Here is a 25,541-nt window from a genome sequence, read left to right on the forward strand (position 1 = left end):
AGGTTTAATCTTCTTTATATACTTCAATATTTAAGCCTAATCCGTAATTGTTTAAGCCTGCTAAAAGAAGGTTAGATTTTTCAATGTTCTTTTTATCGAAAAGTACCCATTGACCTTTGTCTAGGAAGATGCGTTTTACATAAGTTTTTTTTTCTAAAATTTCGTTTGTGAAAGGCAATAAAGGTCTAAACGTGGTTGAAACCTTTACAATACCTCTTTTTGTTTTAATTTCCTGATATTTTTTATTGGGTAATAATTTTCCTTTTTCATCTGTGTAACCCAATACTTGTAGTGATACAAATAAACCGTTTTTTGGTACATAGATGTCGTGTGCTGTGACATACAATTCTATAATTTTTTCACTTTTTTCGTTTGCGATAAATACTACATTATCATAAGTTAATACATCTCCAGGTAAGCCATTTTTGTTTTTATAGAAATTAACCTTAAACAAGGTTGAAAATGGTCTTTTTTTAGCTGTTTTTCTTTTGCGTTTGTCCCAGTCTTTAGCTTCTACTTTAATTGGGATTTGTAAACTAGAAATGCGTTGGGTTTTTGTAGAATTATTAGGAAAGTAAACTGCTATTTCACTTTCTATTGTTGGTAACCAACATTTATAATAATCTTCATGAACCGTGGGTTTTATTTTTTCTATTTTAAATTTACCTTTAGGTTTGCTTAAAAAGACTTCTTCTAGTTTATTAATACTAGTTTTCATTTCTATTCTAGACGGTAGATTTTGAGTTGCAATTTTTAAATTGTTAAATCCTATAGCGGAAATATATAAAGAATCTATATCCTTATAGAGTGCTTTAGTAAAAAAAAACTGTCCAGCATCGTCTGCAAAAAGACCATTTCCATTGCCAAAAGAGATAGTAGCGTAAGAGACAGGTTCTTGATTTTCTGAAACTATTGTTGTGTTTTGTGCTTTAGCGAAAAAACTAAAACAACACAAAATTGAGACATATAATAAGTTGTTCATGCTACACAGGAATGAAAATTAATACCAACGTTTTTTCTTTTTTTTAGACGCTTCACTTTTACGTCTTTTTTTATATTTAGAACCTTGTTTTTTATGCACTATAGGTTTAGCTTTTGGGTCTAGAGGATAAGGATGCTCTTCTACAACATCTAACTGTAAGTTAATAAGTTGTTGTATGGCTTTAATGTATTCTCTCTCATCTGCAGAGCAAAAAGAATAGGCTATTCCTGTATTTCCAGCTCTTGCTGTTCTACCAATTCTGTGTACGTAGGTTTCGGGAATGTTAGGTAAATCGAAATTTATAACAGCATCCACATCGTCTATATCAATTCCACGTGCCGCAACATCTGTTGCAATTAATATATCCACTTTGTTTTTCTTAAAATTATTTAGAGCCTCTTGTCTTAACGTTTGGCTTTTATCACCATGAAGGCTATCGGCTTTATAATTGTTTTTAAGTAGTGTTTGTTCTATTTTATCGACACCATATTTTGTGCGACGAAAAATTATAATTCTCCCTTTTATAGTATTACGCAATAAATGTAGACATAACTCTATTTTTTGTGGCTTAGGCACATAATACAAGGCTTGGTTAACGTTTTTAGAGGTTGAAGAATTTTGGGATACTTCAATACGTTTTGGATTTTTTAAAATAGTTTCTGCTAATTGCTCTACTTTATATGGCATAGTTGCAGAAAACAGTAGTGTTTGCTTTTCTTCAGGACAAAGCCTTTCAATTTTCTTGACATCGTCTATAAAACCCATATCAAGCATTAAGTCTGCTTCGTCTAACACTAAAGTTTCTACATAATCTAAGTTTACAATATCCTGTTTGTGCAAATCTAGTAAGCGTCCAGGTGTTGCAATTAAAACATCTATACCTTTTTTAAGGATTTCTTTTTGTGGATCTATAGAAGCACCGCCAAAAATTACTGTAGAAGTTAGGTTAGTATGTATGGCATACTCTTCGAAATTTTCTTGAATCTGAATTGCTAGTTCTCGTGTTGGACTAATAATTAATGCGCGAATTTTTTTCTGACTCTTTCCAGATTCTTGCTTATCGTACAATAATTGTAAAATAGGTAGAGCAAAAGCTGCGGTTTTTCCTGTTCCAGTTTGCGCTGAAGCAATCACATCTTTTTTGTTTAAAACTAACGGAATGGTACGTTCTTGAATAAGTGTTGGGTTATCGTAACCTTTTTCGGCAACTGCACGAAGTAATGGTCTGTTAAGTTTTAGATCTTTAAATGACATGAATACATATTTGCTACAAAGGTAGTTTTTTTGCTTCGCTTTTTAAGACTTGTACAATATAAGTTGCTACAATAGCATTATTGACTTTTAAATGCACATCGTAATAACCTTTGTGTTTAAATTGATATTTAAATGTTGTTATTTCGTTTTTATTTTTAAGCTCTTGAATTTTAAAACCGTGTTCATTTTTTCCAGTAAACGTTACTAATGATACTTGGTTTTCTGTTGTGTTTTTTAAAGTTTTAAAACTGAAAGTTATTAGCTCTCCTGTGATAATAGTAATATCCATTTCTTTTGGAAATATAGGAAGTATTTTGTGTTTAAACGTTTCGCCATAGACTAGAGGAGGAGCAACGAAATCTGATGCTATTAACGCATCATTTAGCAACCATTTTTTTTGAAATGGATAATGGTTTTTGGCAAATAAAACAGGTTCTGTTAAAAAGTAACCGTCGTTATATTCGTTTACAAAACTATTTTCTGAAGATGTGTAACCACTCGACCATGTAGCATCGCATAAATACCATTTGTTATTTAGTTTTACAGCATTCCATGAATGGTTTGGTTTGTTTAGTTTTTCGACATTAGATACAACAGAGCGACCGTAACCATCTACTATAACCGACTCTATATTTGCAAAAAAGCAGAGTTCTTTAATTATGTACGCATAACCTGTACACATGGTCTTTTTCTTATTGATTAAGATTTTAAAAGCAGTCTTTTTATAGTCCTTATTCCATTTTATAAAACCAAGACTATCGTTCTCAAACTTTTTTCGTTTTCTACTTACTTTTTCATGTTGGTAATGGTCACCTTTAATATTATTACACACCCAAGTGTAAATGGCTCTAAACTTCTCGACTTCTGTAGGTAGTTTGTGAGTAAGTTTATGAGCCAATACAGGTAAGTTTTTTAAACTAGCACCTTTATTAAGCCTTGCAACATTATCTGCAATAGTGAAATCTACACTCTCAAAATCTGAAATTTGAGCAATTATATTATTACATATCAATAGGAATATTAAAAGGTAGTAGTTTTTCATGAATAATAGAGTTTATTTTTTTCTTTTAGATTTATAAACCTCTTTTACTGCTACTTCTCCCATTATAATAACAGTATCTAATTGCATATTAAGCGATATGTTTGCTGCAGATGTTTTATTTTCAATTTTTACTTTTTTAGAAGCCATACCAACATAGCTAAATACTAGAACATCTCCTTTTTTTAATTTCTGAGGGAACTCGAAATTGCCATCAAAGTCGGTTATGGTTCCAATATCTGTTCCTTCTAACACAACATTTACTCCTGGAATAGCTTCCAAATCGTCTGATACATTTCCTTTTACAATAAAACTGTCTTGAATTTTAGTTACAATTGTTTTAGAGTTGTTAGTTTGGTTTTTAGTGTCTTGTGCTTGTACTATACTAATGGTAAATAGTGTTAAACATGCCAGACCAAAACCACCAACTAAACTAAATCTTTTTCTTGATTGTGGCATAGCATTGTAGGTGATTAATTGATTTGCTTTAAATTGACCACAAGTGTTTTGTGTGTTTTTATTACTAAAGTAATTTGCGATTGCACTTGCAGATAGTTTTGTGAAATCGATTACCTCTTTTTTGCAAGAATCGCAAAATCCACCATTTTTAGTAGTTTTAAATTGATTAAACTTTTCTTGACAAGGCGTTTTAACGTTTAATGTGAATTGATTTTTCATGGTAATAGTTTTATGTGTTAATATACATCAAACCTATAACTCTAATACGCATAAAAAAAAGTAGAGTTAGTAAACACTGCTTTTCGATGAGTGAACATGTGTTTGTATTGAGTTACTTTAATTATTTAAAATAAAAACGACATCAAGTTTATTTCTTTTGATGTCGTTTTTAATGTTGTTATTTAATAAAAAAGGCTACTCAGTAGCTTTTTTAACTTCTTCTACTCCTCCTAGGATTGGCAAGGTTAAACTTGTTTTGTCTAAATTAATAGTCAATTCTGTTCCAGGTTTTGGATGTAAAGTAAATTCTTTATCACTAGAAAAAATAATTAGACCAATTTGCTGTCCAGCACGAATAATTTGATCATCTGGTTGTAATTTAAAAGTCACATCGTAAAATTGACCTGGTTTTAAAGGTTCACTTTCTCTTAATGATTTATAGTTTTGTGGGTCTGCCCAACCACGTGTAATAATATTGTCTGTTAGTACTTTAGTGTCATCTGTATAAGGTAAAGAGACCAGCATAATAGAAAGGTTAGCAGCAGCTTTACTACTAGAAAGACTAACTGTTATTTCGCTTTCTCCAGAGATATGAAGTGCATTCTTTAACGTAGGTGTTGCATATAACAACCTGTTTTTTGAACTAGAAGCTTGTGCATGCTCTTTAGCAGATATATTAAAATCGTCTACTAAAGTTTCGGTTTTTTGCTCTTTATTTTTTGTTGTTGTTAACGCACCAACACTATTTCCACCTTTATTTATGTAGAAGGTTACATTTTTAGCTTTTGGGTTGGGATACGCATCATAAGGTGTTGGTTGATCTGGTTTGTCATTTTCTCTAACAATCCAAACTTGTTTATCATTTTCAACACCATTATCTACACCATGTAAATAATGTGTAAACCATCTGTTCATCATGGTCATTGGTGGTGGTCCACCATGCCCAAATTGATGATAGTATAATTGTGTTGGTAAGCCCATTTCTTTTGCTTTTTGGTAAATACGATTACTGTGTTCTGGCATTACGTTCCAATCGTTAAAACCATGAGACATTAAAAGTGCAGCTTTCATAGGTTCCATTTGCTTTAGGTAATCTCTGCCAGCCCAAAAGTCGTTTAAATCTCCAGTTTGTCTATCCATACCGTTTTTCATTTCGGTATCTCTTACTCTTTTATTATTTCCCGGACGTTTGCCTTCTGCACCACTATGCACAAAATCGTAAAGTACATCAATATCTTCACCCAAATAACCACCTGGAGAACGTACTAATCCGTTAGAACGATAATAATGATAAGATGAGGTATTAGGAGCAATTGGGATAATGGCCTCTAAACCTTCAACACCTGTTGTTGCAGCTGCTAATGGTAATGTTCCATTGTAAGATGTTCCAGTCATTCCCACTTTTCCAGTAGACCAAAAGGCTTTCACTTCTTCTGTGCCCTCTCTTTCTGTAAATCCTTTTGCTTTGCCACATAACCATTGAATAACTGTTTTTGGAGCTAAGGCTTCATTTGGGCCACCAATAGTTGGTGCTCCATCTGATAAACCTGTTCCTGGAGACGATGAGTGTACAACTATATAGCCTCTTGGCACCCATTTTCTAAGGTGTGAGTTTGAAATAATTGGTCGTTGTCCTCTGCGTGTTACTTCTGGATGTACACGTTCTTTTCCTATCTCACCAAGTTCGTGTTCTACGTCCCACATAACGCCTGGAAGATCTGCCGCAACTCCAGCAAAATATGGGCTAGTTACATATATAATAGGTAATTTTAAACCTTCTGTTTCTGTTTGTTTAGGTCTTGTTACCGAAACATGCATTCGGTCTGGTTTACCATCTTCGTCTGTATCGAAATTAGTTTCTACCCATAAATCGTGTCTTATCCAATCTTCAGGATTAGCAAAACCTTCGACTATTTGTGCTTCTCCGTTTTCGAAAACAGGAACGGTTTTACTTTGTGCAAAACCTGAAGTAACAATTAATAATAAGATGGAAAATAAACCTAATACGCTGTACTTTTTTGTCATGATAACTGTTTGTGTAATTTGTTGGTACAAGTTAGTTATTTTTTACAAATATAAAAATGTAGAATGTTAATGGAATTGTAAATTTTGAATGGCTTACTCAATAATATCGTAGTCTATACTTAGCTTACGTAAAGCTCTTAAAGCTGAGCCAGAATTTTTGTCTTCTACAACTATATCTACAGCATCTCCTTCTAAAAGAATGTCTGTAAGTTCGTATGCTAAGGTGTCGCTACAGTTTAATGAAATTTCTACTATGCACCTTGCAATGGCTCTTTTGTCTGGTCTTTGCGCATCGCATGATAATAGGTTTAGTTTCATAATTGAGTTTAACTACTGCAATATACTTTAAATTAGTATATCTACACTCTACAGTTTAGGATGAGGTTTGTAGATTTAATTTAATTTATGTTTGAGAAGTGTAAATAATTCACTCTCTATTTGTAACTTCTTCAGTCTCACAACCAAACAAGCTTTTTTCCATTATTAATTTACTCACGCCTTCTGGTAACATACTTTGCCAACCGTCTTCACCTTTAGAAATCATACTTAGAACTTGTCTTGAGAATATAGTAAGCGTAGATGGGTCGTAATCTGTAATATCTACTACTTTACCATTATATTTAAAGAATTTGTAAAGTTCTTTCATTCGTGGATGTACTTTTAAATTATCGCTTGTAGTTAATGTACCATCTTCGTTTTCCATTGGATATAAATACACGCGTAAATCTTTGAAAAAGAGTTTTCCAAAGGCTTCAAGTATACCACCACTTAATTGTCTGTAGTATTTATCGTCGAAAATATCTACCAAGTTGTTTACTCCCATTGCTAAGCCCATTCTAGCTTTAGAATATTGAGAGAAGTATTCCACAAGTTTATAATATTCTTGGAAATTAGAAATTAATACGGTTTGGCCAAGAGAACATAATAGTTTTGCACGATCCATAAAATCTTGCTCATCTATTTCACCTTCTGCACGAAGGTTAGAGAGTGTGATTTCAAAAATAACTTGCGTTTTGTCTTCCTCTACTTTGTTTTCTTTTAGAAACATCTCTAAGGACTTTTTATACATGTCCATGTTTACCTTGGTGACAGGTCTAAAGCTACCACGAAGTGTTAAAATGTTTTTTTTGTAAAGGACTCTAGCTGGTAAAACGTTATTTCCATCTGGAGCAAACATGACAGCATCTGTCATACCGTTTTTAACCAGTTGTAAACTCATTAAACGGTTATCTACGTTTTCGAAAACTGGACCAGAAAAGTTAATAGTATCTATCTCTAATTGGTCTTTATCTAAATGATCGTATAAATAACGTAGAAGTTTTCTTGACTCATTATACTTGTAAAACGCACCATAAATAAGGTTTGTACCTAATTTGCCTAAAGTCTCTTGTTGTAAGCGCGCATCGTTTTCTTTAAAACGAATATGTAATACAATTTCGTTATACTCTTGTTCTGCATCTACTTGATATTTAATACCTACCCAACCGTGTCCTTTATATTTTTTTGCAAAATCTATAGTAGCCACAGTATTGGCATAACTAAAAAACATTTTATGAGGATGTTTATCTCTTGTTATACGCTGCTCGATTAAATTAATTTCATGGTCAAGCATTTTACGCAAACGCGCTTCAGTAACATAACGCTTATCGTCTTCTATACCATAAATGGCATCACTAAAATCTTTATCGTACGCAGACATTGCTTTGGCTATGGTTCCAGAACCACCACCTGCTCTAAAAAACTGGCGTACAGTTTCTTGTCCAGCACCAATTTCGGAAAACGTTCCGTAAATATTTTCGTTTAAATTAATACGAAGTGCTTTGTCTTTTAACGAAGGAATAGACTCTATATCCTTATCTCCTTTTAGTGTGATTTCCATAGTTTATGCATTGAATTGTCTGCCATACAAAGGTATCAAATAAGTAAAGCAAACAAAAAAAATAACTTACTTTTGTGAGAAATATAACAAGTTTTGAAAATTACATTTTTAGGTACAGGAACATCACAAGGGATACCAGTAATTGGTAGTACGCATCCTGTTTGTTTGAGTAGTGATTTTAAAGATAAACGCCTACGTGTTTCTATTTTGGTAGAGTGGGGAAACTATACTTTTCTGGTAGATTGTGGTCCAGATTTTAGACAGCAAATGTTACGTGCTAATCCTGAGCGTATAGATGCTATTTTATTTACGCATGAGCATGCAGACCATACAGCTGGACTGGATGATATTCGTCCGTTTTTTTTTAAGCAAGGCGATATTAATATTTATGCGCACCAACGTGTTTTAAGGCAATTAACACAGCGTTTTGAATATATTTTTACTTCTGAAATAAAATATCCAGGAGTTCCAAACTTACTTCAAAATGAAGTAAAAAATAAACCATTTACCATTAATGGATTAGAAATTTTACCAGTTGAAGGACTTCATTATAAATTACCAGTTTTTGGTTATAGATTTGGTAGTTTTGCCTACCTCACAGATATGAAAACAATTTCTGATACCGAAAAACAAAAACTTAAAAACTTAGAGGTTTTAGTTATTAATGCTTTGAGAGAAGAGGAGCATATTTCGCATTTTAATTTAGAACAAGCTCTGGCAATTATTTTAGAATTGAAACCTATGAGAGCCTATTTAACACATATTAGCCATCATTTAGGTTTTCATGAAGCTGTACAACAAAAGCTTCCAGAAAACGTTTTTTTAGCTTATGATGGACTTGAAATAACTATTTAAATTTAACTAATTAAAAAAACTTACACTTTATGAAGAATCGTATTTTTATGTATCTGTTTATATTTTCGGTTTTACTGTTATTATTTCAGTTTATAAACTCAAAAAAAATATTCGACGATAGTAATAAAAAGGTTGCAAGTTCTAAAGAGCAATTAGTAAAATATCAAGATTCTATTTTAGTATTAAAAGATGATATTAACAGTCTTTCTCAATTTAGTTTCGATTATAACGAGTATTCTTACGACTACTTTTTAAATCAAGGTTACGATGTGCAAAAGCTAATGACTACAGTTAAAGATGGCTTGTATTCTCAGAATGAGTATGAAGGAGAAGAGCATCCATTAGTGCCTTATGCTTCTACGACAGGAAATAGAATAATTATAAATTCTATTCGTGTTTTAAATCACAAATGGATTATTGCCGATTTTACCGATGGACAACTTTGGGGAGAACTATTAATAGTGTACTCACTCAATGATAAAGGAGAACTTAATTTTAGAGTTGCTGAATCTTTATTGAATCCGCTTTAAATTAGTTTAACTAGCCAGTCTTTAAATTCGTAAAAATTTTGCGGTGCAACACCATGACCAACAGGAAACTCAGTATACTGATGTTTTATGTTTAATGAAGCAAGGAATTCTGGAGATTTTCTAGCCCAATCCACAGGAATAACTTGGTCTACAGAGCCATGAGAACAATAGAAGTTTAAATGTTGATAATGGTCTGCTAGTTGCGTTTCAAATAAATCTTCATTAATATAACCGCTTAATGCAATTACATTTTTTATTTTTTCTGGATAAGTTAGTGCTACAGCATAACTTAAAATAGTGCCTTGGCTAAAGCCTAAAAGAGAAACATTATCTTTATTTACAGGATATTTAGCTACAACTTCGTCTATAAAAGCAGCAATTAAATCACGAGAAGCTTTTGCTTGTTCATTATCACTCCATTTCCCTTTATCTGCATCAAAATTAATAGCATACCAAGCGTTACCATAAGGTTGCATTGCATAAGGTGCTCGTGCAGAAACGATAAATAATTCTTCTGGTAATTCACTAGCAAAAGAAAACAAATCGTTTTCATCGCTTCCATAACCATGAAATAAAATAAGAAGAGGTGCATTGTCTTTTAATGATGATTCACGAATAACGTGATACAAAGATAAATCTGTCATTTAATTACCTAAATTATGAAACCACTGTTGAAATTTTTCACCAACTAATGGAATAAGTTTTGTTTCTCCTTTTATTGCGTAAAAAAGCGCATAAATCCAACATCCAACAGTAATTGTACCTATGATAGTTCCTGTCCAACTGTTTACATATTTTTCAACTACATTAGAAAAAATAAGCATAATAATTAAGCCAACCATTTTCTAACATGAAAGCTTGTATAGGGATTCTTTTTTTCAAGATTTAAAAAGATAGCAATTAATGCACCTACAAATGTAAAGTAGCAAACTATTGCTAAAGTTTTACCTTCTTTTATTGTTTGTTGATTCATATTATAAAATAGTTTTGTTGTTTGCAATTATACCATAAACTTCACCTTTTAAATCTTTATTTAAAAATAGACTGTTTTTAGATTTTGAAAGTATATTTTGAGTTGTAAACATATATTTTGTGTCTGGATTAAATAGCGTTAAATCTGCTTTTTTGCCTTCGCTTATAGTATTTTCTTCTGCCTTAAACCTAGCTTTTCCTTTGGTTAATAATTGTACAGTCTTTTTAGTAGAAAATAGTGTTTGTAAAGCACCAAAAGCACTTTCAAGACCTACAGTTCCATAGTCTGCAAAATCGAATTCTACTTTTTTGTCTTCAATAGTTAGTGGATTATGGTCGCTAGTCACCATGTCTATGGTGCCATCTTTAACACCTTCTATTAATGCATCGATATCGCTTTGCGTTCTTAGAGGAGGCAATACTTTAAAATGGGTATTAAAATCGTATAGTTCACTATCTAATAAGCATAGATTGTGAATAGCAACACTACAAGTAACATCTAGTTTTTTCTGTTTTGCTTGTCTAATTAAAGCTACAGATTCTGCTGTTGAGATTGTTGGGATATGTAATTTTCCACCTGTATATTCTAGTAAATACAAGTCGCGTGCGACTTGCAAAGCTTCAGCTAGACTAGGATTTCCTTTTAAACCCAAACTAGTACTTGTAATATTTTCGTTCATAACACCTTGACCAGAAATTTTATTTTCTTGAGGGAAGGAGCACACTAAACCATCAAAATTACTTGCATATTGCAAAGCGATTTTTAAGAGATTAGGATTTGTAATTGGTTTTTTATAGTCTGAGAATGCTACAGCTCCAGCGGTCGTCATATCAAACAATTCTGCTAAATCTACACTCTCACTATTTTTAGTTAAAGCTCCTATTGGTAATACCGTTACAGCATGGTTTAATGCTTTCATTTTAATAAAAGCAACATCTGCATTGGTATCTATTATTGGGTGTGTGTTGGCTTGCAAAGCCACAGTTGTAAATCCAGATTTTGCAGCTGTTTTTAATCCGTTTTCTATAGTTTCTCGATCTTCAAAACCAGGTTCACCAAAGCAGACACTACTATCAAACCAACCTTGTGAAACATGTAAATTATCACGTTTAATTTCTTTGTAATTACCTTTGTTTTTAATGGTTTTGGCAATTTTTGAAATCTTACCTTTTTCAATTAAAATGTCTTGAGTAGTGTTGTGAAAATTACTCTTGGAATCAATTATTGTTGCAGATTTGATAAGTACGTTCATTTAAAAAATTTTAAGATGAGCATTTCAATAATTAAAAGTATTAATGCTAAAATAACAAACCATTTCCATAGCTCGTTTACTTTAGTGTCATTTTTTATAGTGTTAAAAGCATCTGAGATAGAATTACTAATCGTTACATTATCAAGATTAGAAAAATTTTGGTACACCAAAATACTTTCATTTCTATTGTAATTGTAGCTTACGTTTTCTATAATTTCAGCTTTGTTTTTTATGTTGTAAATTCCAGATTTTTCAGGAATATCTATTGTTGTAATGGCTACTTTGTTGTTGAAATATTGCTGCTGAGGTATCACTTTAGAACTCTCGCTTACTAAAGTTAAAACCGCATCTTGTTGTAAGTCTGTAACAATATCGAAGGTGTTTTCTTTACCTATTGTGTAGTATAAATTTGCTAATTTTAAACTGCGTTTTGAAATGTTATAAAACGTAGGAACAATTAAATTAATATCTTGAAAACTAGAGTTGTTTTTGTTTAGAGCAGCAGTAAATACAAAGGTGTTATTGTTTTCGGATAAAAATGGTTTGCCATCTTCAAATTGAAGTACTGCTTTCGCATTACTTAAGTTTTGAGGATAATAAGAATTTATTTTTGGATACTGAAAATTTGAAACCTGTTTCTCAAAAACACCATCACTGTATAAAGGATGAGAATAGTTAATGTTTGTAAGGCGTTTTTCGGTTTCAGATTGCTTAGTAAAAGGCGCAAAATTGTAATTTGAAAGTAGATTGTTATACTCTTGAATATTAATGTTGTTTGAAGGGATAACAACCAAAACACCACCATTATTTGTAAACCCTTTTAAAGCAGTTACTAGAGAACTTGGAATTTGATTTAGCTCGTTTAATACAATAAGGTTTTGATTAGCAATAGCACTGTAATTTAATTGGTTGAATGCTGTTGCATTATAATTAAATTCGGTACTAGAATAAATACTCTTTAAAAAAGTATCGTTTGCCTCATTAATACTTAAAACGTTTATTTTAGAGTTGTTATTTATGTTGAAAAACAAGGTGTTGTCGAACTGAAGATTAGTATCGTCTATTGTTACTTTTCCGTTAACACTTTCGTTTGCAGGTAAGGTGAAAATTGTAGTGGCTTTATCTGCTATTTTTATAGAGGTTTTGGTTAATAAACTGCCATTATTGTATAAAGAAACAGGAAGATTTTCTATTGTGTTTCCGGTATTCTTTAGGCTAACTATTAACTCAATATTACTAGAGGTTCTTTTAGAAATGTATAAGCTATCTATACTAATGTTAGCTTTGCTTACTGGTTTTAACTGGACTAAGCTTAAATTAGTTTCATTATTGTTAGTATTGAAATTCAACTCTTTTTGCTGAAAATCACTAACAAAAACTAAGTTCTTAATGGTATTTTGATTTTTAGAAAAATACTTTTTACTTTTCAAAACAGCAGCATCGTAAGGTAATTGGTTTGTAGAGTAATTGAGTTGCAATAAATCGTTTGTTATTGTTTTAACAGTTGTTTGCCTAAAAGCATTATCATTTGTAATCAACGAGATGTTTTCAGCTTCAGGCACATTACTAATAATATCGCTAACTGCTCTTTTTAGCAATTCGCCTTTATCTCCTTTTGCTTGCATACTAAACGAGTTATCTAAAAAGATTACAGTTTCAGTTTTAGTATTAAAAGTTTTGTTTTTTGATGTGAATGGTTGTGCGAAAGCGATAACAATTGCTGCTAGAATTCCCATTCTAGTAAACAATGTAAGCCATTTTTTTATTTGTGCACTTTTACGAGTTTGTAAGGTAATTTGCTTTAAAAAAGCCACGTTTGTAAAGGCTTCCTTTTGGAATTTACGCAACTGAAATAAATGAACAATAATTGGGATTAGCAGTAAGAATAAGCCGTAAAGAAGTTCTGGATGTTTAAACTGCATTGCTTTTTTTGATTAGGCAAATATAAAACTAATACTGAAATATGAGAAGCTTTAACAAAAGAAAAAATAATCATGCATAGATTCTTTATTTAATTTTGAAAAATACTTTCTAATAATTGCTTGTTCGTCTTTATTAGCCACATTAATAATACTTTGAAAATTATCTAAAGTTTCTAGATACTTAAAGGCTTTCATTTCTTTTTCATAAATATGTTTACCAATTTTTTTTGGGTTATCGCAAATCCAATCAAAATCAACATTATTGGCTATCAGTTTTTTTGCAACGGTTTTTCCTTTTTTTCCTGCTCCCCAAATAACTAATGGTCGTGAACTATCGTATTCTAACTTTAAAAAGTAATGCAGCTTGAGGTCAATAAAACTGTTTTCGGCATAATTAATATCTGTTCTCGAGGCTCTTGTTCCATAATCTCTCCAATAGTGTAAAACGGTATCGCAAGCAAGGACTTTGTAATTGGCTTGGTAAAACCTAAAGGCTAAATCGTAATCTTCAGGATAACGTGTTGGATTAAAAGCGTCTATTGCTAATAAATCGGCTCTATTAATCATCCAGCAAGGTGATGGGATAACACACTCTTTATATATTTCAGAATAGTTACTTCCGTTTAATGTTAAGCTGTTTAACCATGCTTCATATTTTCTATAACCATCGCTTATCCCTTCTTTAGAAAAATAATGAACTAATCCAGTTGCTATATAACTTTGTCCATGTTGTAGAAGATTATTAATTAGGATCTCTAGTTTAATTTCAGACATAATATCATCACTATCCATTCTAGTAATGTAGTCGCCTTTAGATTTTGAAAACGCTAGTTTTAAGGCATTAATAATACCAGAACCATCATTTTTATAGAGCTTTATTCTTTTGTCCTTATTAGCGTAGTCTTCAACTAAATCATAGCTTTTATCTGTAGAATGGTCGTCGATTATTAAAAGTTCCCAATTGCTATAGGTTTGATTAATTATGGAGTTTATACACTCTCTAAGAAATAATTCGGTATTTTTAAAAGGAATTAATATGCTAATTAATGGCTGCTTCATGATATGCAAGATACTATTCTCTATTATTTCATTTAACACTAATTAACAAAATTTTGCGTCTAATATCTGTAACAGATTGTACATTTGTGCGTCTTAATATTTTAAACCATTAAAATAAAATCAAAATACCATTAACATAAAATCAAAACAATGAAAAAACATTTATTAAGTGCTGTATTTGCAGGCTTGCTTCTAGTTGGTTGTAATGCTTCAAAAACAGGTGGTGAAAAATCTACCAACGATTTAGCCACTTTAAACCCAATTGAAACTACTTTAGACTTAACTAAAGTAATTGATGATAAAGCACCAGTAACTATAAATCCTGGGCGTTTTACAGCAGAAACAGTAACCTATAGATTGCCAAGAGTAGTACAAGGAACCTACTCTGTTAGTGATTTTGGGAAGTATATAGACGATTTTAAAGCGCTTGATTACCAAGGAAATGAATTAGCTGTAGAAAAAACAGATACTAATACATGGACCATAAGTAACGCTACTAATTTAAACGTAATTACTTACAACGTTAACGATACGTTTGACATGGAAGTTCAAGGTGGAATAGGAGGAGATGTTCCTTTTTCTCCAGCAGGAACTAATATTGAATCTACAAACTTTGTATTAAACTTACATGGTTTTATTGGGTATTTTGATGCTTTAAAGAATGCACAATACACCTTAGATGTTGTTTCTCCAAAATCTATGGTTAAAACATCTGCTTTACAAGAATCTGGATCAAAAATGAGCGCAGACGGAATGTCTGTAACTACCAGCTATGCTGCACCACGATATTTTGATATTACAGATAACCCAATGTTTTATGGCGCTTTAGATGTTGAAGAATTTCAAGTTGGAGACATTAAAATTGTATTAAGTGTCTATTCTCCAAACAAAGTACATTCTGCCGAGAAAATTAAGGCAGTCATGGAAAAAATGATGCAAGCACAAAAAACATATTTAGGAGATGTAAACACAACTCCTCGTTATGATATTTATTTATATCTATCTGAAGGTAAACCAGAATCACCAAAAGGATTTGGAGCCTTAGAGCACCACACATCTACAGTAGTGGTTTTACCAGAATCTATGCCAGACGAAGCTCTAGCAGAAAGCATGATTGATGTGGTGTCTCACGAGTTTTTTCATATTGTAACTCCATTAAGTGTACACTCTGAAGATGTACATTATTTCGATTATAACCAACCAACATTCTCTAAGCATTTATGGATGTATGAAGGTGTAACAGAATATTTTGCAACCTTATTTCAAGTCGATCAAGGTTTAGTATCAGACGATGAGTTTTACACCAAAATTATGGGTAAAATTAAATCTGCTGCAGGTATGAACGACTCTATGAGTTTTACAGAAATGAGTGAAAACGTATTAGATGCACCTTATGCACCACAATATTATAATGTTTACCTAAAAGGAGCATTAATAGGTATGTGTATAGATATTATTATGCGTGAAGAAAGTAATGGTACTAGAGGTATTTTATCTTTAATGAAAGAATTATCTCTTAAATATGGCAAAAACAAGCCATTTGAAGACGATAAGCTTATAGCTGAAATTACAGAAATGACTTATCCATCTGTTGGCGAATTTTTAAATACGCATGTTGTTGGTGGAACACCAATTAACTACAACGACTTTTTTGCTAAAGCAGGTTTAAAATTAACTGAAGCTAAAGTGAAAACAAATTACCTTCAAAACGATGGTGTACTAATTTTTGCTCCAGATATGGCAACCATGTCTATTCCTTTCTCTGAAGCTGTTAAAAACAATAGTTTTTGGGCAGAAAATGGAGTTTTACCAGGAGATGTTATTAAAACTATAGATGGTAAAGCGTTAACAATGGCAAATGCACAACAAATGTTAACTGAAGTTTTTATGTGGAAACCAGGTAGAGAAGTAGATGTTAGATTAGACAGAAACGGTAAAGAAATTGTGGTAAAAACTACATTAACACAATCTTACACTACTGGTTCTAGTTTAGCTGTAGATCCAAATGCTACACCAAAGCAAAATGCTTTACGTGAAGCTTGGTTAAGAGGATAAAAATAGAGTAAATTATTATATATATTAAAACCGAGTCTTTATTTAAAGATTCGGTTTTTTTTATCTAAAAACCTTCAAAAACACCTAATCCAAATAACGCAAAATCATATTTTACTGGATCTTTAGTATCAAGCTTTCTTAACGCAGCATCTAATTCTAATAAAGCTTTTCCATCGTTTTGTTTACGCTTTAATAAACCTAATTTTCTAGCAACGTTACCAGAATGCACATCTAACGGACAAGATAATTGGGATGGTGAGAGGCTTCTCCAAATACCAAAATCTACTCCTGTACTATCATTTCTTACCATCCAACGTAAAAACATATTAATACGTTTTGCAGCAGACTTTCTTAAGGGATCACTAACGTGTTTTTCGGTACGTTTTAAATGTTCAATCTCAAAAAAGGTGTGTTTAAAATGGTGAATGGCATGTTGTAACGACTGCTTTTCTGCGTGTTTTGCAAAAACGGCTTCCAATCCATTATGGTTTTTATAGATATGCTGAAGACTTTTAATAAAGCTTATAAAGTCTATACCATTAAAGGTTCTGTGTACAAAAGACTCTAGCTTTTCTAAATCAGATTCTTGATGGTGCATTACAAAATCGTAAGGTGAATGCTCTAATAAAGTCATCATTTTATTAGCATTATTAATAATACTTTTTCTGTTTCCCCAAGCAATAGTTGCGCTTAAGAAACCTGCAATTTCAATGTCTTCTTTTTTACTAAATTGATGCGGAATTTGAATAGGATCACTAGTAATAAAGTCTGGTCTATTGTATAATTCGACTTTAATATCTAGAAATTCTTTGAGTTCGCTTTTGGTCATTTTTTTATAAATTAGAATATATAATGTAATATAGGTAAACAGTTAAAATAAAAAATCCTCATCGATTGATGAGGATTTATATTTTTTTTTTTTGAGTTTTATCTATTTCACGCGATTAAAAACAATGGCGTCTGTAGAAAAATCTGTAGGACGTGTTGTGCCACCTCCAAAGGTCATTGCCATTTGCATCTCGTCGCTAGATTTCATATTTATTATACCTTTTAAGCGTCCTAATTCTGTATCTGTACTATTTATCTATTATAATAAAATCGATAGCAGTTGGAGACGATTTGTAGTCTACAACATATTTCATAGATGCAGTAACACCTTGATGATCGTAAGATTTCCCTCCCATTTCTTGACCGTTAAATTCAAAGGTTGCAAATCCCTCACTAGATAAGGTTAAAAACCCAATATCTCCTTTGTCTTTTCCTTTCCAACGTCCTACATGTTCACCTTCCGAAATGGTAAATGAGCATAAAATTAGTAATGCTACAAGAACAAAAGATAATTTTTTTAATATTTTCATAATCAGTTTTATAAATTTAGAGTTACAATATAAATTAATAATTAAAAAAAAAACTAATTAATTATTGAAGTGACTAATTTAATAGATTATTCCATTTTACCATCAACCATAACTAATTTGCGGTCTGCTAGATCTGCTAATTCTTCGTTGTGAGTAACAATAACAAAGGTTTGGCCAAACTGGTCACGTAGTTTAAAAAACAGATTATGAAGGTTCTCTGCGCTTTCGCTGTCTAAGTTTCCCGAAGGCTCATCGGCATAAATAATGCTTGGATTATTTATTAAAGCTCTTGCAACAGCAACACGTTGTTGTTCACCACCAGATAACTCGTTGGGTTTATGGTTGTACCTATGTGATAACCCTAAAAAGTCAAGAAGTTCTTTAGCGCGTTTTATGGCTTCGGCTTTTGGCGTTTTTTTAATGTAAGCAGGAATACAAACGTTTTCTAAGGCAGTAAATTCTGGTAGTAATTGATGAAACTGAAAAATAAAACCAATGTGTTCATTTCTAAACTTTGCCATTTGCTTTTCAGAAAGGGAACTTATATCTTCTTCGTTAATAACAAGAGTGGCATTATTGGTTTTAGAGATACGATCTAAAGTTCCTAGAATGTGTAGTAAAGTCGTTTTTCCAGCACCAGAAGCGCCAACAATAGATACGATTTCACCTTTTTTTATGTGTACATTTACACCTTTTAATACATGTAAATCGTCGTAATATTTATGAATGTTATTAGCTTTAATCATAGTAGTAAATCAAAGTTTGAAAGTACTACATTACAATTAAAAGAGCAAGATTTAAAAGACTTAAGATTTGCCTTTAAAAACATTTTTTAAATCGTTATAATCTATAAAGTATACCATTCTAAGGGAAAAGGTGTTACCATTTGGTTCATCGAATAAATTATTTAAACTGTCACCAAAGTTTTCTGAACCATTATTATTAAAATTAAAAATACGATTACGATACTGAGCCGTTAAAAAACTTCCTGGAGCAAATTGCCAAGAGTAGGTTAGGTTTAAATTCCATGTGCTAAAGTTAACATCTGGATCGCTTATATCTTCTTTTGTATAGTTATTATCTCTATGTAATCTGCCATTGTCACCAAGTTTGTAAATATTATCTTCATATTGTACTGCACTCCAATAGTTTCTAAAGCTCAAGGTTAAACTATTCAAGGCATTAAAATTATAACTTCCAGAAATACTGTTTTCTATAGTTAATTGGTCGCCTTGACCATAAATTATGTCGTCACCAATAAAATTTATCCAACGACGTTCGCGTAATTCTTGATCCCATTCAAAAGAATAAACAATTATAAAATTCTCATTAAACTTAATTCTTGGTTCGATACCAAAAAAGAAACTTTGGTAGGTTCTTCCTTCTTCAAAAAGTGTTTCGTAGCCTACATCAGCATCTATGGCATAGGTTTTATTGTAGTTAGTAGAAATCCATGCACCTGTATTTAACCAATCTTCGGTAATAAAATAACGACCATCGACTCGTGGATCGAAATAATCGAACTGCTTACCTGGTTGTACATTAAAGTTACCACCATAAGCCATTAAACTCTTTTTGCCTACAGCAAACACACGACCTCCAAAATTAAAACCTGTAAAAGTTCCTGGTCTGTAAAGACTGTTATAGTTAGCCCAAGTATTGATACGGAAATTGTTTAAGTTCTCGGTTGGTTCGAATATTTGATAGGAAAAGTCTGTAGAGAAATTACTGTAATTGTTTCTAAACAAGATTCCCATATCATTAATATCGTAATCTTTATCTGCAAGATTATGACTTAGACTCCATCTATATTGGCCGCTATTTTTTCCAAAGCCAAGACTCGTACTTATACCTGTTTGTGTACCATCTGCTAGGTTTAAATTACTCATTTTAACTTCTGCAATTGCACCATATGTGTTTTTCTTGTTCTTTAAATCGAATAGTAAACCAGTAACATTGGCATCTCGTGCTCCAGAACTATTTTTAACACCATCTGTAGAGTAAATTCCAGAACCATTACGTGTTACGTTTGTATTGATTAAGGTTACAGACGAGTTTTTATTAAACTGTTGGTCTACAACCATAATGTTATAATTTGTTAAAGGCTCTATAGTCTCGCTACGTTTTTCTCCTGTTTGCGTATTTGTAATATCTACATCTGTTTTTTCTGTAATAGCATTAAAAAAGCCAATACCTAAACCGTCTTTTGTTCTGCCAGACACTTTAACAGCGTTTAGCAATGCTGTTTTTTGTGGGAAATCGCCATCTACAACTTCGTTTGTGCCTAAAAGTGGATTACCAATTGGTGCACTACCAATACGCCTTGAAAAGAATAAACCGCCTTTTCTAAACAAATCGACACCTTCTGTAAAAAATTGTCTTTGTTCAGAAAATGCTTGTTCAAATGGACCTAGGTTCAACTGTACATCGTCAAAACCGACTTGGCTAAAATCTGGAATAAGCGTAGCATCAAGTGTAAAGTTTTCTGTTAAACCATATTTTATATCTAAGCCTACATTAAAATCGTCAATTTTTTCACTATCAAAACGATCTCCTACATATGATGCAAAAGGATAAAAACTTAAACGTGTTGGTGGTTCTAGATTGTTAAGACCTTCTAATTCTCCATTAAAAAAACCAATACCTGCACCACTTGTTACATCTACAGGATTCCATGTATTTTGTTCTCTAGTTGTTCTATAATGTCTATGAAACTGAATGCCCCAAATTGGGTTTTCTTGTTGTGTAAAACGTAAGGCTCTGTAAGGAATTTTCATTTCTACAATCCAACCATCGTTTACTGTTTTTACTGCGCTTTCCCAAACAGCATTCCATCTAAAATCTTCTCCATTCCCTGGACTTTCTGAAGCATCTGCTTGCGTACCAGAACTAAACACAAAAAATTCTGTGTTGTTTTGTGCATCGTTATTTGGGTTAAAAACTGCGGCAAAAAAATCAGACTGACCAAAGTCATCACGCTGCGTAAACTGCTTCATCATGTCTTCTGGTGTATCGTACAAATAAGCAGCAATATAAATACCAGTATCGTCGTAAGTCATTTTAACTTCAGTACGCTTATTTTCTGGCATTGTTTTTCCAACGGTTGGTTCAAACTGTACAAAATCTGTAGCTATTTGAGCTGTTTTCCATACCTCATCGTTTAAAACGCCATCTATTTTAGGAGCAGTATCTGTACGTGTTATTGTGTATTTTTTTTTGTCTTGCGCACCAAGGTTTAGTGTTAAAAGAAAAGCTAAAATTAGAGTTGAAAAAACTTTCATTTAATAGATAGTGGTTAATGGTTGATGGTCTAAAGACGTCAATATTATTTAATTGTTACAGTTTGCCGCTACAAAACTACTTTTACACCTGTGTTATTGTCTTAATTAAAAGTTAAAAATTGACTTAATAATAGGTTACACTTGTTAAAAAAAAATAATTTGTTTGTAACAAAACAAAAAGTTTGGTTACTAGTAAATAAATAGTTTACGCCTGTTTTTAGCTTTTATACTATTTTAGTTGGCTAATAAAAAATGGAACGCTATTTGCTTTAGTTATAGTATTAAAACAATTACAATACAATGAATTTAGAAAACACAAACAAGTACAAAATATTAGCAGCAAGTATCATTTTTGATGCTGTTGGTTATGCCAGCTTTATACTTCCAGGTATTGGAGAATTTACAGATGTTATTTGGGCTCCAGCTTCTGCTTATATTATGACTAAACTTTACAAAGGTAATGCAGGTAAAGTAGGTGCTGCTATTTCTTTTATAGAAGAAGCCATGCCAGGACTAGACGTGGTACCAACCTTTACACTTATGTGTTTATACACTTATGTTTTTAAAAGCAAAACAAAAGAGACGATTATAGATGTTAATTAACTTAAGTTAGTATTTTAATATAATAAAAAAGCACTCGCGAGAGTGCTTTTTTGATTTTGAGTTTGATGTTTCGTTTAACGTTTATGTATATGGAAAGTTGCGTGTTTGTGTGCGAGGATTTTCCGAAGGAAAATCAGAAGCTAGCAAACAAAGCAACTAACATTGATTAAGCACAAAACAGCAATTTTTTATATACTGTGTTGTGCGTAGTTTTTTATTTTCAGAATGTCATTGATAGTCCTAGGCCATATTCTCGTCCATTATAAAAAGGCATCACAATTCCATTCATATTTTCTTTATCTTTAAATATTGTTTTTTTTATCAATGGATGAATCCAATAAGCAATTTTTGTGCTTAAAATCCCAATTCCAGCACCTGCTGCTACATCAGTCAACCAATGTCTATTATTATACATTCTGAACAATCCTGTGCCTGTTGCCACCACATAACCTGTAACTCCGTACCAAATTGAAACATCTTTGTATTCTTGATACAAAAATTCGGCTCCCATAAATGCTGTTGCAGTATGTCCAGAAGGAAAAGAGTTTTTAGAAGAGCCATCAGGTCTTTCCACATTCCCAGTTCCTTTTACAATATTCACAGTTCCTCCCATTATCAGATAAGCAGTTCCTAAAATTATTGTTCTATCCTTAAAATTGTTTTTTCCTTTAATTCCGATTCCATTTAATCCATATACGGAAAGAAAAGGACTGTATTGAGAAAAATCATCTATAGTTAATTTGTTTTCAATATTCTCAATAATTTCATCTCTTGTATTTGTATCAATGAAATCAAGTGTATGACTTTCTAATCCAACAATTCCATATCCAATTAATACGGTTGGAATAATAAGAGCCTCGAATTTAAATTCAATATTTTTTTTCGTTTGTAGAGAGTCATTTTTGGCATTTTGACCAAAGGTGTTTAAGGTTCCTAAAATCAAAAAAATCAATAGTTTTGTTTTTTTCATATGGTTGGTCAAAATTACGCACAATGCATTGATAAAAAAGCGTTTTAATGTTTTTTATTAGATGTTAAACGAAGTTAATGGAAAAAATTGACTTTTTCAATTTTTTAGAATATTCTAAATAAATATTAATTTTTGTCTTATTTCTACTTCTCCTTATTTAAAATCTCTTTTACCGTTTGTTTATACTTTATTGGATTGCTAGCTTTTTTAATTGCTTTGTACGTTTTTTGTGGGTTTGTAAACGATTGCGAGAAGAATTCCCAAAAGCCTAACATTTTCATTTTAATAGGTGTTGGTCCAGAGAGGTAAGCATCGTACTGTTCGTAAATAGTATCATGAAATTCTGAGAAAATATCCCAACGGTTTTTTGGGTAAGTTGTGGTATTGTTTTTTATCATACTTGGTAAAAACGGATCTGCAATTAAGCCTCTACCAATCATGAAATGGTCTATACTTGGAAAGCGTGTTTCTATTGCTTTAAAAGCACTTACACTAGTAATGTCTCCATTGTAATAGAGTTTGTGTTTTGTGCTTGTTATGCAACGCTGAAAAGCTTCTAAATCTACAGGTCCTTTATAAAGTTGTTTTCCTATACGTGCATGAATGGCTATGTTTTTAAGTGGATAGCTGTCTAGAACTGGGAAGGTGTCTAAAATTTCTTGGGCATGTTCGTAACCCATTCTCATTTTCATAGAGACTGTAATGTCTGTTTCGTTATGTGCGCGTTTTAAAATGTGATCTATTTTTGTAGGATTACAAATTAAACCAGAACCCATTCCAGATTTTGTAACCATAGGATAAGGGCAACCTAAATTCCAGTTTAATTCTTTATAGCCTAAACTTTGTATATATTTAATTACAAATAAAAACTCGTCTGCATCGTTAGTCATGACTTGCGGTATCACTTCCAAAGTGGTATTGTTTTCTGGTTGTAAGTCTAACTGATACGATTGCTTGATTTTTAGCTTTCCATTTAATCTAATATATGGTGCGTAAAAGGTATCTATACCTCCAAAATAATGATGAAATGCATTACGAAACCTGAAGTCTGTAAAACCTTGTAATGGTGAAGAAAGTAATGTTATTGACATGGATTTAAATGAAGTGCCAAATATAGCTTAAAAAGAAAAACCACTTCAAAAAATTTGAAGTGGTTTTTAGTATTTCCGCGAAAGCGAAAAAAAATTACTTAATCATTTCGTAGCTACGTTTTATAAAGTCTGAAAGCTCTTTTCCTTTTAATAAACCTTGAGATAAACGTGCTAAATCTAAACTTTGGTTAATTAAGCGTTCTTGTTTTTTCTTGGTTTTAGTGCTTAAAATTTCGCCTACCAATTCAGAATTTGTATTAACGACTAGGTTATACATTTCTGGCATGTTACCAAACATATTCATTCCACCACCACCTGTAGCTTGCATTTCTTTCATACGACGCATAAATTCTGGTTGCGTAATCATAAATGGAGCAGCGTCGCTATCTTGAGGCTCTAACTGTACCATAAATTTCTCTGATGGAATAGTGTCTTTCAACAATTCGTCTAGTGCTTTGGTTTGCTCTTCGTCTAATTTAGAAATTACGGTGTCGTCTTTTTTAATTAATTTATCTATAGCATCTGCATCTACACGTGCAAAGGTAATATTCTCTTTCTTACTTTCTAGTTTTTGCATTAAATGCGAAACTATAGGAGAATCTAATAACAATACTTCGTAACCTTTTGCTTTTGCAGCTTCTATATACGTGTGTTGTTCGTCTTGATTGCTTGCATAAAGTATTACCATTTTACCGTCTTTATCGGTTTGGTTTGCTTTAATTGCGTTTTCAAGTTCTTCGTATGTGTAGTATTTATTATCTACTGTTGGATACAATGCAAAGGCATCTGCTTTTTCAAAGAATTTATCTTCAGACAGCATTCCGTATTCAATAACCACTTTAATATCGTTCCATTTGGCTTCAAAATCTTCACGGTTACTATTAAATAACGATTTTAATTTATCTGCAACTTTACGTGTAATGTAAGACGAAATCTTTTTTACTGCTCCATCTGCTTGTAAATAAGAACGCGATACGTTTAATGGAATGTCTGGCGAATCGATAACACCACGTAACATGGTTAAAAATTCTGGTACAATACCTTCAACATTATCCGTTACAAATACTTGATTTTGGTATAACTGAATTTTATCCTTTTGCATGCTCATGTCTTGAGTCATCTTTGGGAAATATAAAATTCCTGTTAAGTTAAACGGATAATCTACATTTAAATGAATGTGAAATAAAGGCTCTTCAAATTGAGCAGGATATAACTCTCTGTAGAAACTATTGTAGTTTTCATCTTCTAATTCTGTTGGCTGTTTAGTCCAAGCAGGATTAGGATTGTTAATAATATTATCTACTGTTATTTTTTTCTGAGGCTCTGTTGTTTCTTTACCTTCTGCATCTTTCGTTGTAGCAGGAGTGTGCTCTGGGTCGTTTACCTCTTTGGTTCCAAATTTAATAGGAATAGGCATAAATTTATTATACTTAGATAATAAACTACCAATACGCGCTTCCTCTAAAAACTCTGTAGAGTCTTCTGCAATATGAAGAATAATTTCTGTTCCTCTATCTGTTTTATCGTGTGCTTCTAGAGTAAATTCTGGAGAGCCATCACAGGTCCAATGTGCTGCTACAGTGTTTTCTTTATGAGATTTAGTAATAATTTCTACCTTCTCTGCTACCATAAATGCAGAATAGAAACCTAAACCAAAATGACCAATAATACCAGAATCTTTTGCTGAGTCTTTGTAATTGTCTAAAAACTCTTCAGCACCAGAAAAAGCAATTTG

General features: G+C 32.1%; 24 protein-coding genes. 4 read left to right on the forward strand and 20 right to left on the reverse strand.

Features of this window, described 5'->3' with window-relative positions:
* Positions 1-4: 4 nt before the first annotated feature.
* The 7 genes from P8H50_RS05760 to P8H50_RS05790 form a co-directional block, all read right to left on the reverse strand.
* Positions 5-982: a hypothetical protein gene (locus P8H50_RS05760; RefSeq protein WP_300206539.1), complete on the reverse strand. Its 978-nt coding sequence runs from the start codon at positions 980-982 to the stop codon at positions 5-7.
* Between the two features lie 18 nt (positions 983-1,000).
* Complete coding sequence (locus tag P8H50_RS05765; protein ID WP_300206541.1) at positions 1,001-2,236, reverse strand: DEAD/DEAH box helicase; 1,236 nt, start codon at positions 2,234-2,236, stop codon at positions 1,001-1,003.
* Positions 2,237-2,249: 13 nt separating this feature from the next.
* A complete protein-coding gene (locus tag P8H50_RS05770; RefSeq protein ID WP_300206543.1) occupies positions 2,250-3,278 on the reverse strand; it encodes a transglutaminase-like domain-containing protein in 1,029 nt (342 codons plus the stop codon).
* A 12-nt stretch (positions 3,279-3,290) separates the two neighbouring features.
* Complete coding sequence (locus P8H50_RS05775) at positions 3,291-3,953, reverse strand: carboxypeptidase-like regulatory domain-containing protein (protein ID WP_300206545.1); 663 nt, start codon at positions 3,951-3,953, stop codon at positions 3,291-3,293.
* 195 nt (positions 3,954-4,148) lie between these two features.
* Entirely contained in the window at positions 4,149-5,978 is a 1,830-nt protein-coding gene (locus P8H50_RS05780) for a Xaa-Pro dipeptidyl-peptidase (protein ID WP_300206547.1), read from the reverse strand.
* 93 nt (positions 5,979-6,071) lie between these two features.
* Positions 6,072-6,296: a hypothetical protein gene (locus P8H50_RS05785; RefSeq protein WP_300206549.1), complete on the reverse strand. Its 225-nt coding sequence runs from the start codon at positions 6,294-6,296 to the stop codon at positions 6,072-6,074.
* A 109-nt stretch (positions 6,297-6,405) separates the two neighbouring features.
* Complete coding sequence (locus tag P8H50_RS05790; RefSeq protein WP_300206551.1) at positions 6,406-7,857, reverse strand: TonB-dependent receptor; 1,452 nt, start codon at positions 7,855-7,857, stop codon at positions 6,406-6,408.
* Between the two features lie 93 nt (positions 7,858-7,950).
* Between P8H50_RS05790 and P8H50_RS05795 the strand changes: the two genes are divergently transcribed.
* Both P8H50_RS05795 and P8H50_RS05800 read left to right on the forward strand, forming a co-directional pair.
* A complete protein-coding gene (locus P8H50_RS05795) occupies positions 7,951-8,712 on the forward strand; it encodes an MBL fold metallo-hydrolase (RefSeq protein WP_300206553.1) in 762 nt (253 codons plus the stop codon).
* Positions 8,713-8,741: 29 nt separating this feature from the next.
* On the forward strand, positions 8,742-9,242 hold the full coding sequence (locus P8H50_RS05800; protein ID WP_300206556.1) for a hydrolase: 501 nt from the start codon (positions 8,742-8,744) through the stop codon (positions 9,240-9,242).
* On the opposite strand, the gene P8H50_RS05805 is transcribed toward P8H50_RS05800, so the two are convergent.
* From P8H50_RS05805 to P8H50_RS05830, 6 genes are read right to left on the reverse strand one after another with little or no spacing between them, the layout of a single operon-like run.
* The gene (locus P8H50_RS05805) at positions 9,239-9,886 is read right to left on the reverse strand and encodes an alpha/beta fold hydrolase (protein WP_300206558.1); all 648 of its coding nucleotides are present in this window, start codon (positions 9,884-9,886) and stop codon (positions 9,239-9,241) included. The genes P8H50_RS05800 and P8H50_RS05805 overlap by 4 nt on opposite strands.
* Entirely contained in the window at positions 9,887-10,084 is a 198-nt protein-coding gene (locus P8H50_RS05810; protein WP_300206560.1) for a hypothetical protein, read from the reverse strand.
* Positions 10,072-10,215, reverse strand: a complete 144-nt coding sequence (locus P8H50_RS05815; RefSeq protein WP_300206562.1) for a hypothetical protein — start codon at positions 10,213-10,215, stop codon at positions 10,072-10,074. Before P8H50_RS05815 ends, P8H50_RS05810 begins: the two co-directional genes overlap by 13 nt.
* A gap of 1 nt (position 10,216) precedes the next feature.
* Positions 10,217-11,467, reverse strand: coding sequence for a dihydroorotase (locus P8H50_RS05820; RefSeq protein ID WP_300206564.1), 1,251 nt, complete (start codon positions 11,465-11,467; stop codon positions 10,217-10,219).
* A complete protein-coding gene (locus tag P8H50_RS05825) occupies positions 11,464-13,389 on the reverse strand; it encodes a BatA domain-containing protein (protein ID WP_300206566.1) in 1,926 nt (641 codons plus the stop codon). The genes P8H50_RS05820 and P8H50_RS05825 overlap by 4 nt, the downstream gene beginning before the upstream one ends.
* Before the next feature lie 51 nt (positions 13,390-13,440).
* Complete coding sequence (locus P8H50_RS05830) at positions 13,441-14,448, reverse strand: glycosyltransferase family 2 protein (RefSeq protein ID WP_300206568.1); 1,008 nt, start codon at positions 14,446-14,448, stop codon at positions 13,441-13,443.
* 150 nt (positions 14,449-14,598) lie between these two features.
* Between P8H50_RS05830 and P8H50_RS05835 the strand changes: the two genes are divergently transcribed.
* Entirely contained in the window at positions 14,599-16,503 is a 1,905-nt protein-coding gene (locus P8H50_RS05835; protein ID WP_300206570.1) for a peptidase M61, read from the forward strand.
* A 64-nt stretch (positions 16,504-16,567) separates the two neighbouring features.
* Here P8H50_RS05835 and P8H50_RS05840 read toward each other — a convergent pair whose 3' ends face one another.
* From P8H50_RS05840 to P8H50_RS05855, 4 genes are all read right to left on the reverse strand, one after another.
* Entirely contained in the window at positions 16,568-17,332 is a 765-nt protein-coding gene (locus P8H50_RS05840) for a TIGR02757 family protein (RefSeq protein WP_300206572.1), read from the reverse strand.
* Between the two features lie 247 nt (positions 17,333-17,579).
* Positions 17,580-17,861: a hypothetical protein gene (locus P8H50_RS05845; protein ID WP_300206574.1), complete on the reverse strand. Its 282-nt coding sequence runs from the start codon at positions 17,859-17,861 to the stop codon at positions 17,580-17,582.
* 86 nt (positions 17,862-17,947) lie between these two features.
* Positions 17,948-18,607 (reverse strand): ABC transporter ATP-binding protein, encoded by a 660-nt coding sequence (locus tag P8H50_RS05850; RefSeq protein WP_300206576.1) that lies wholly within the window; start codon positions 18,605-18,607, stop codon positions 17,948-17,950.
* A gap of 60 nt (positions 18,608-18,667) precedes the next feature.
* Positions 18,668-21,142 carry a DUF5916 domain-containing protein gene (locus tag P8H50_RS05855; RefSeq protein WP_300206578.1) on the reverse strand — a complete coding sequence of 825 codons (2,475 nt, stop codon included), beginning with the start codon at positions 21,140-21,142 and terminating at the stop codon, positions 18,668-18,670.
* A 300-nt stretch (positions 21,143-21,442) separates the two neighbouring features.
* Here P8H50_RS05855 and P8H50_RS05860 point away from each other — a divergent pair, with 300 nt between their 5' ends.
* The gene (locus P8H50_RS05860) at positions 21,443-21,745 is read left to right on the forward strand and encodes a hypothetical protein (protein WP_300206580.1); all 303 of its coding nucleotides are present in this window, start codon (positions 21,443-21,445) and stop codon (positions 21,743-21,745) included.
* 220 nt (positions 21,746-21,965) lie between these two features.
* Here the strand turns inward: P8H50_RS05860 and P8H50_RS05865 are convergent, their stop codons facing one another.
* From P8H50_RS05865 to htpG, 3 genes are all read right to left on the reverse strand, one after another.
* Entirely contained in the window at positions 21,966-22,715 is a 750-nt protein-coding gene (locus tag P8H50_RS05865) for a phosphatase PAP2 family protein (RefSeq protein WP_300206582.1), read from the reverse strand.
* A 143-nt stretch (positions 22,716-22,858) separates the two neighbouring features.
* A complete protein-coding gene (locus tag P8H50_RS05870; RefSeq protein WP_300206585.1) occupies positions 22,859-23,806 on the reverse strand; it encodes a tRNA-dihydrouridine synthase family protein in 948 nt (315 codons plus the stop codon).
* A 94-nt stretch (positions 23,807-23,900) separates the two neighbouring features.
* Positions 23,901-25,541: molecular chaperone HtpG (gene htpG, locus P8H50_RS05875; RefSeq protein ID WP_300206587.1), on the reverse strand; the 1,641-nt coding region annotated here is incomplete at its 5' end.

Source organism: Lacinutrix sp. (genome assembly GCF_029238095.1).
Lineage (GTDB): Bacteria > Bacteroidota > Bacteroidia > Flavobacteriales > Flavobacteriaceae > Lacinutrix.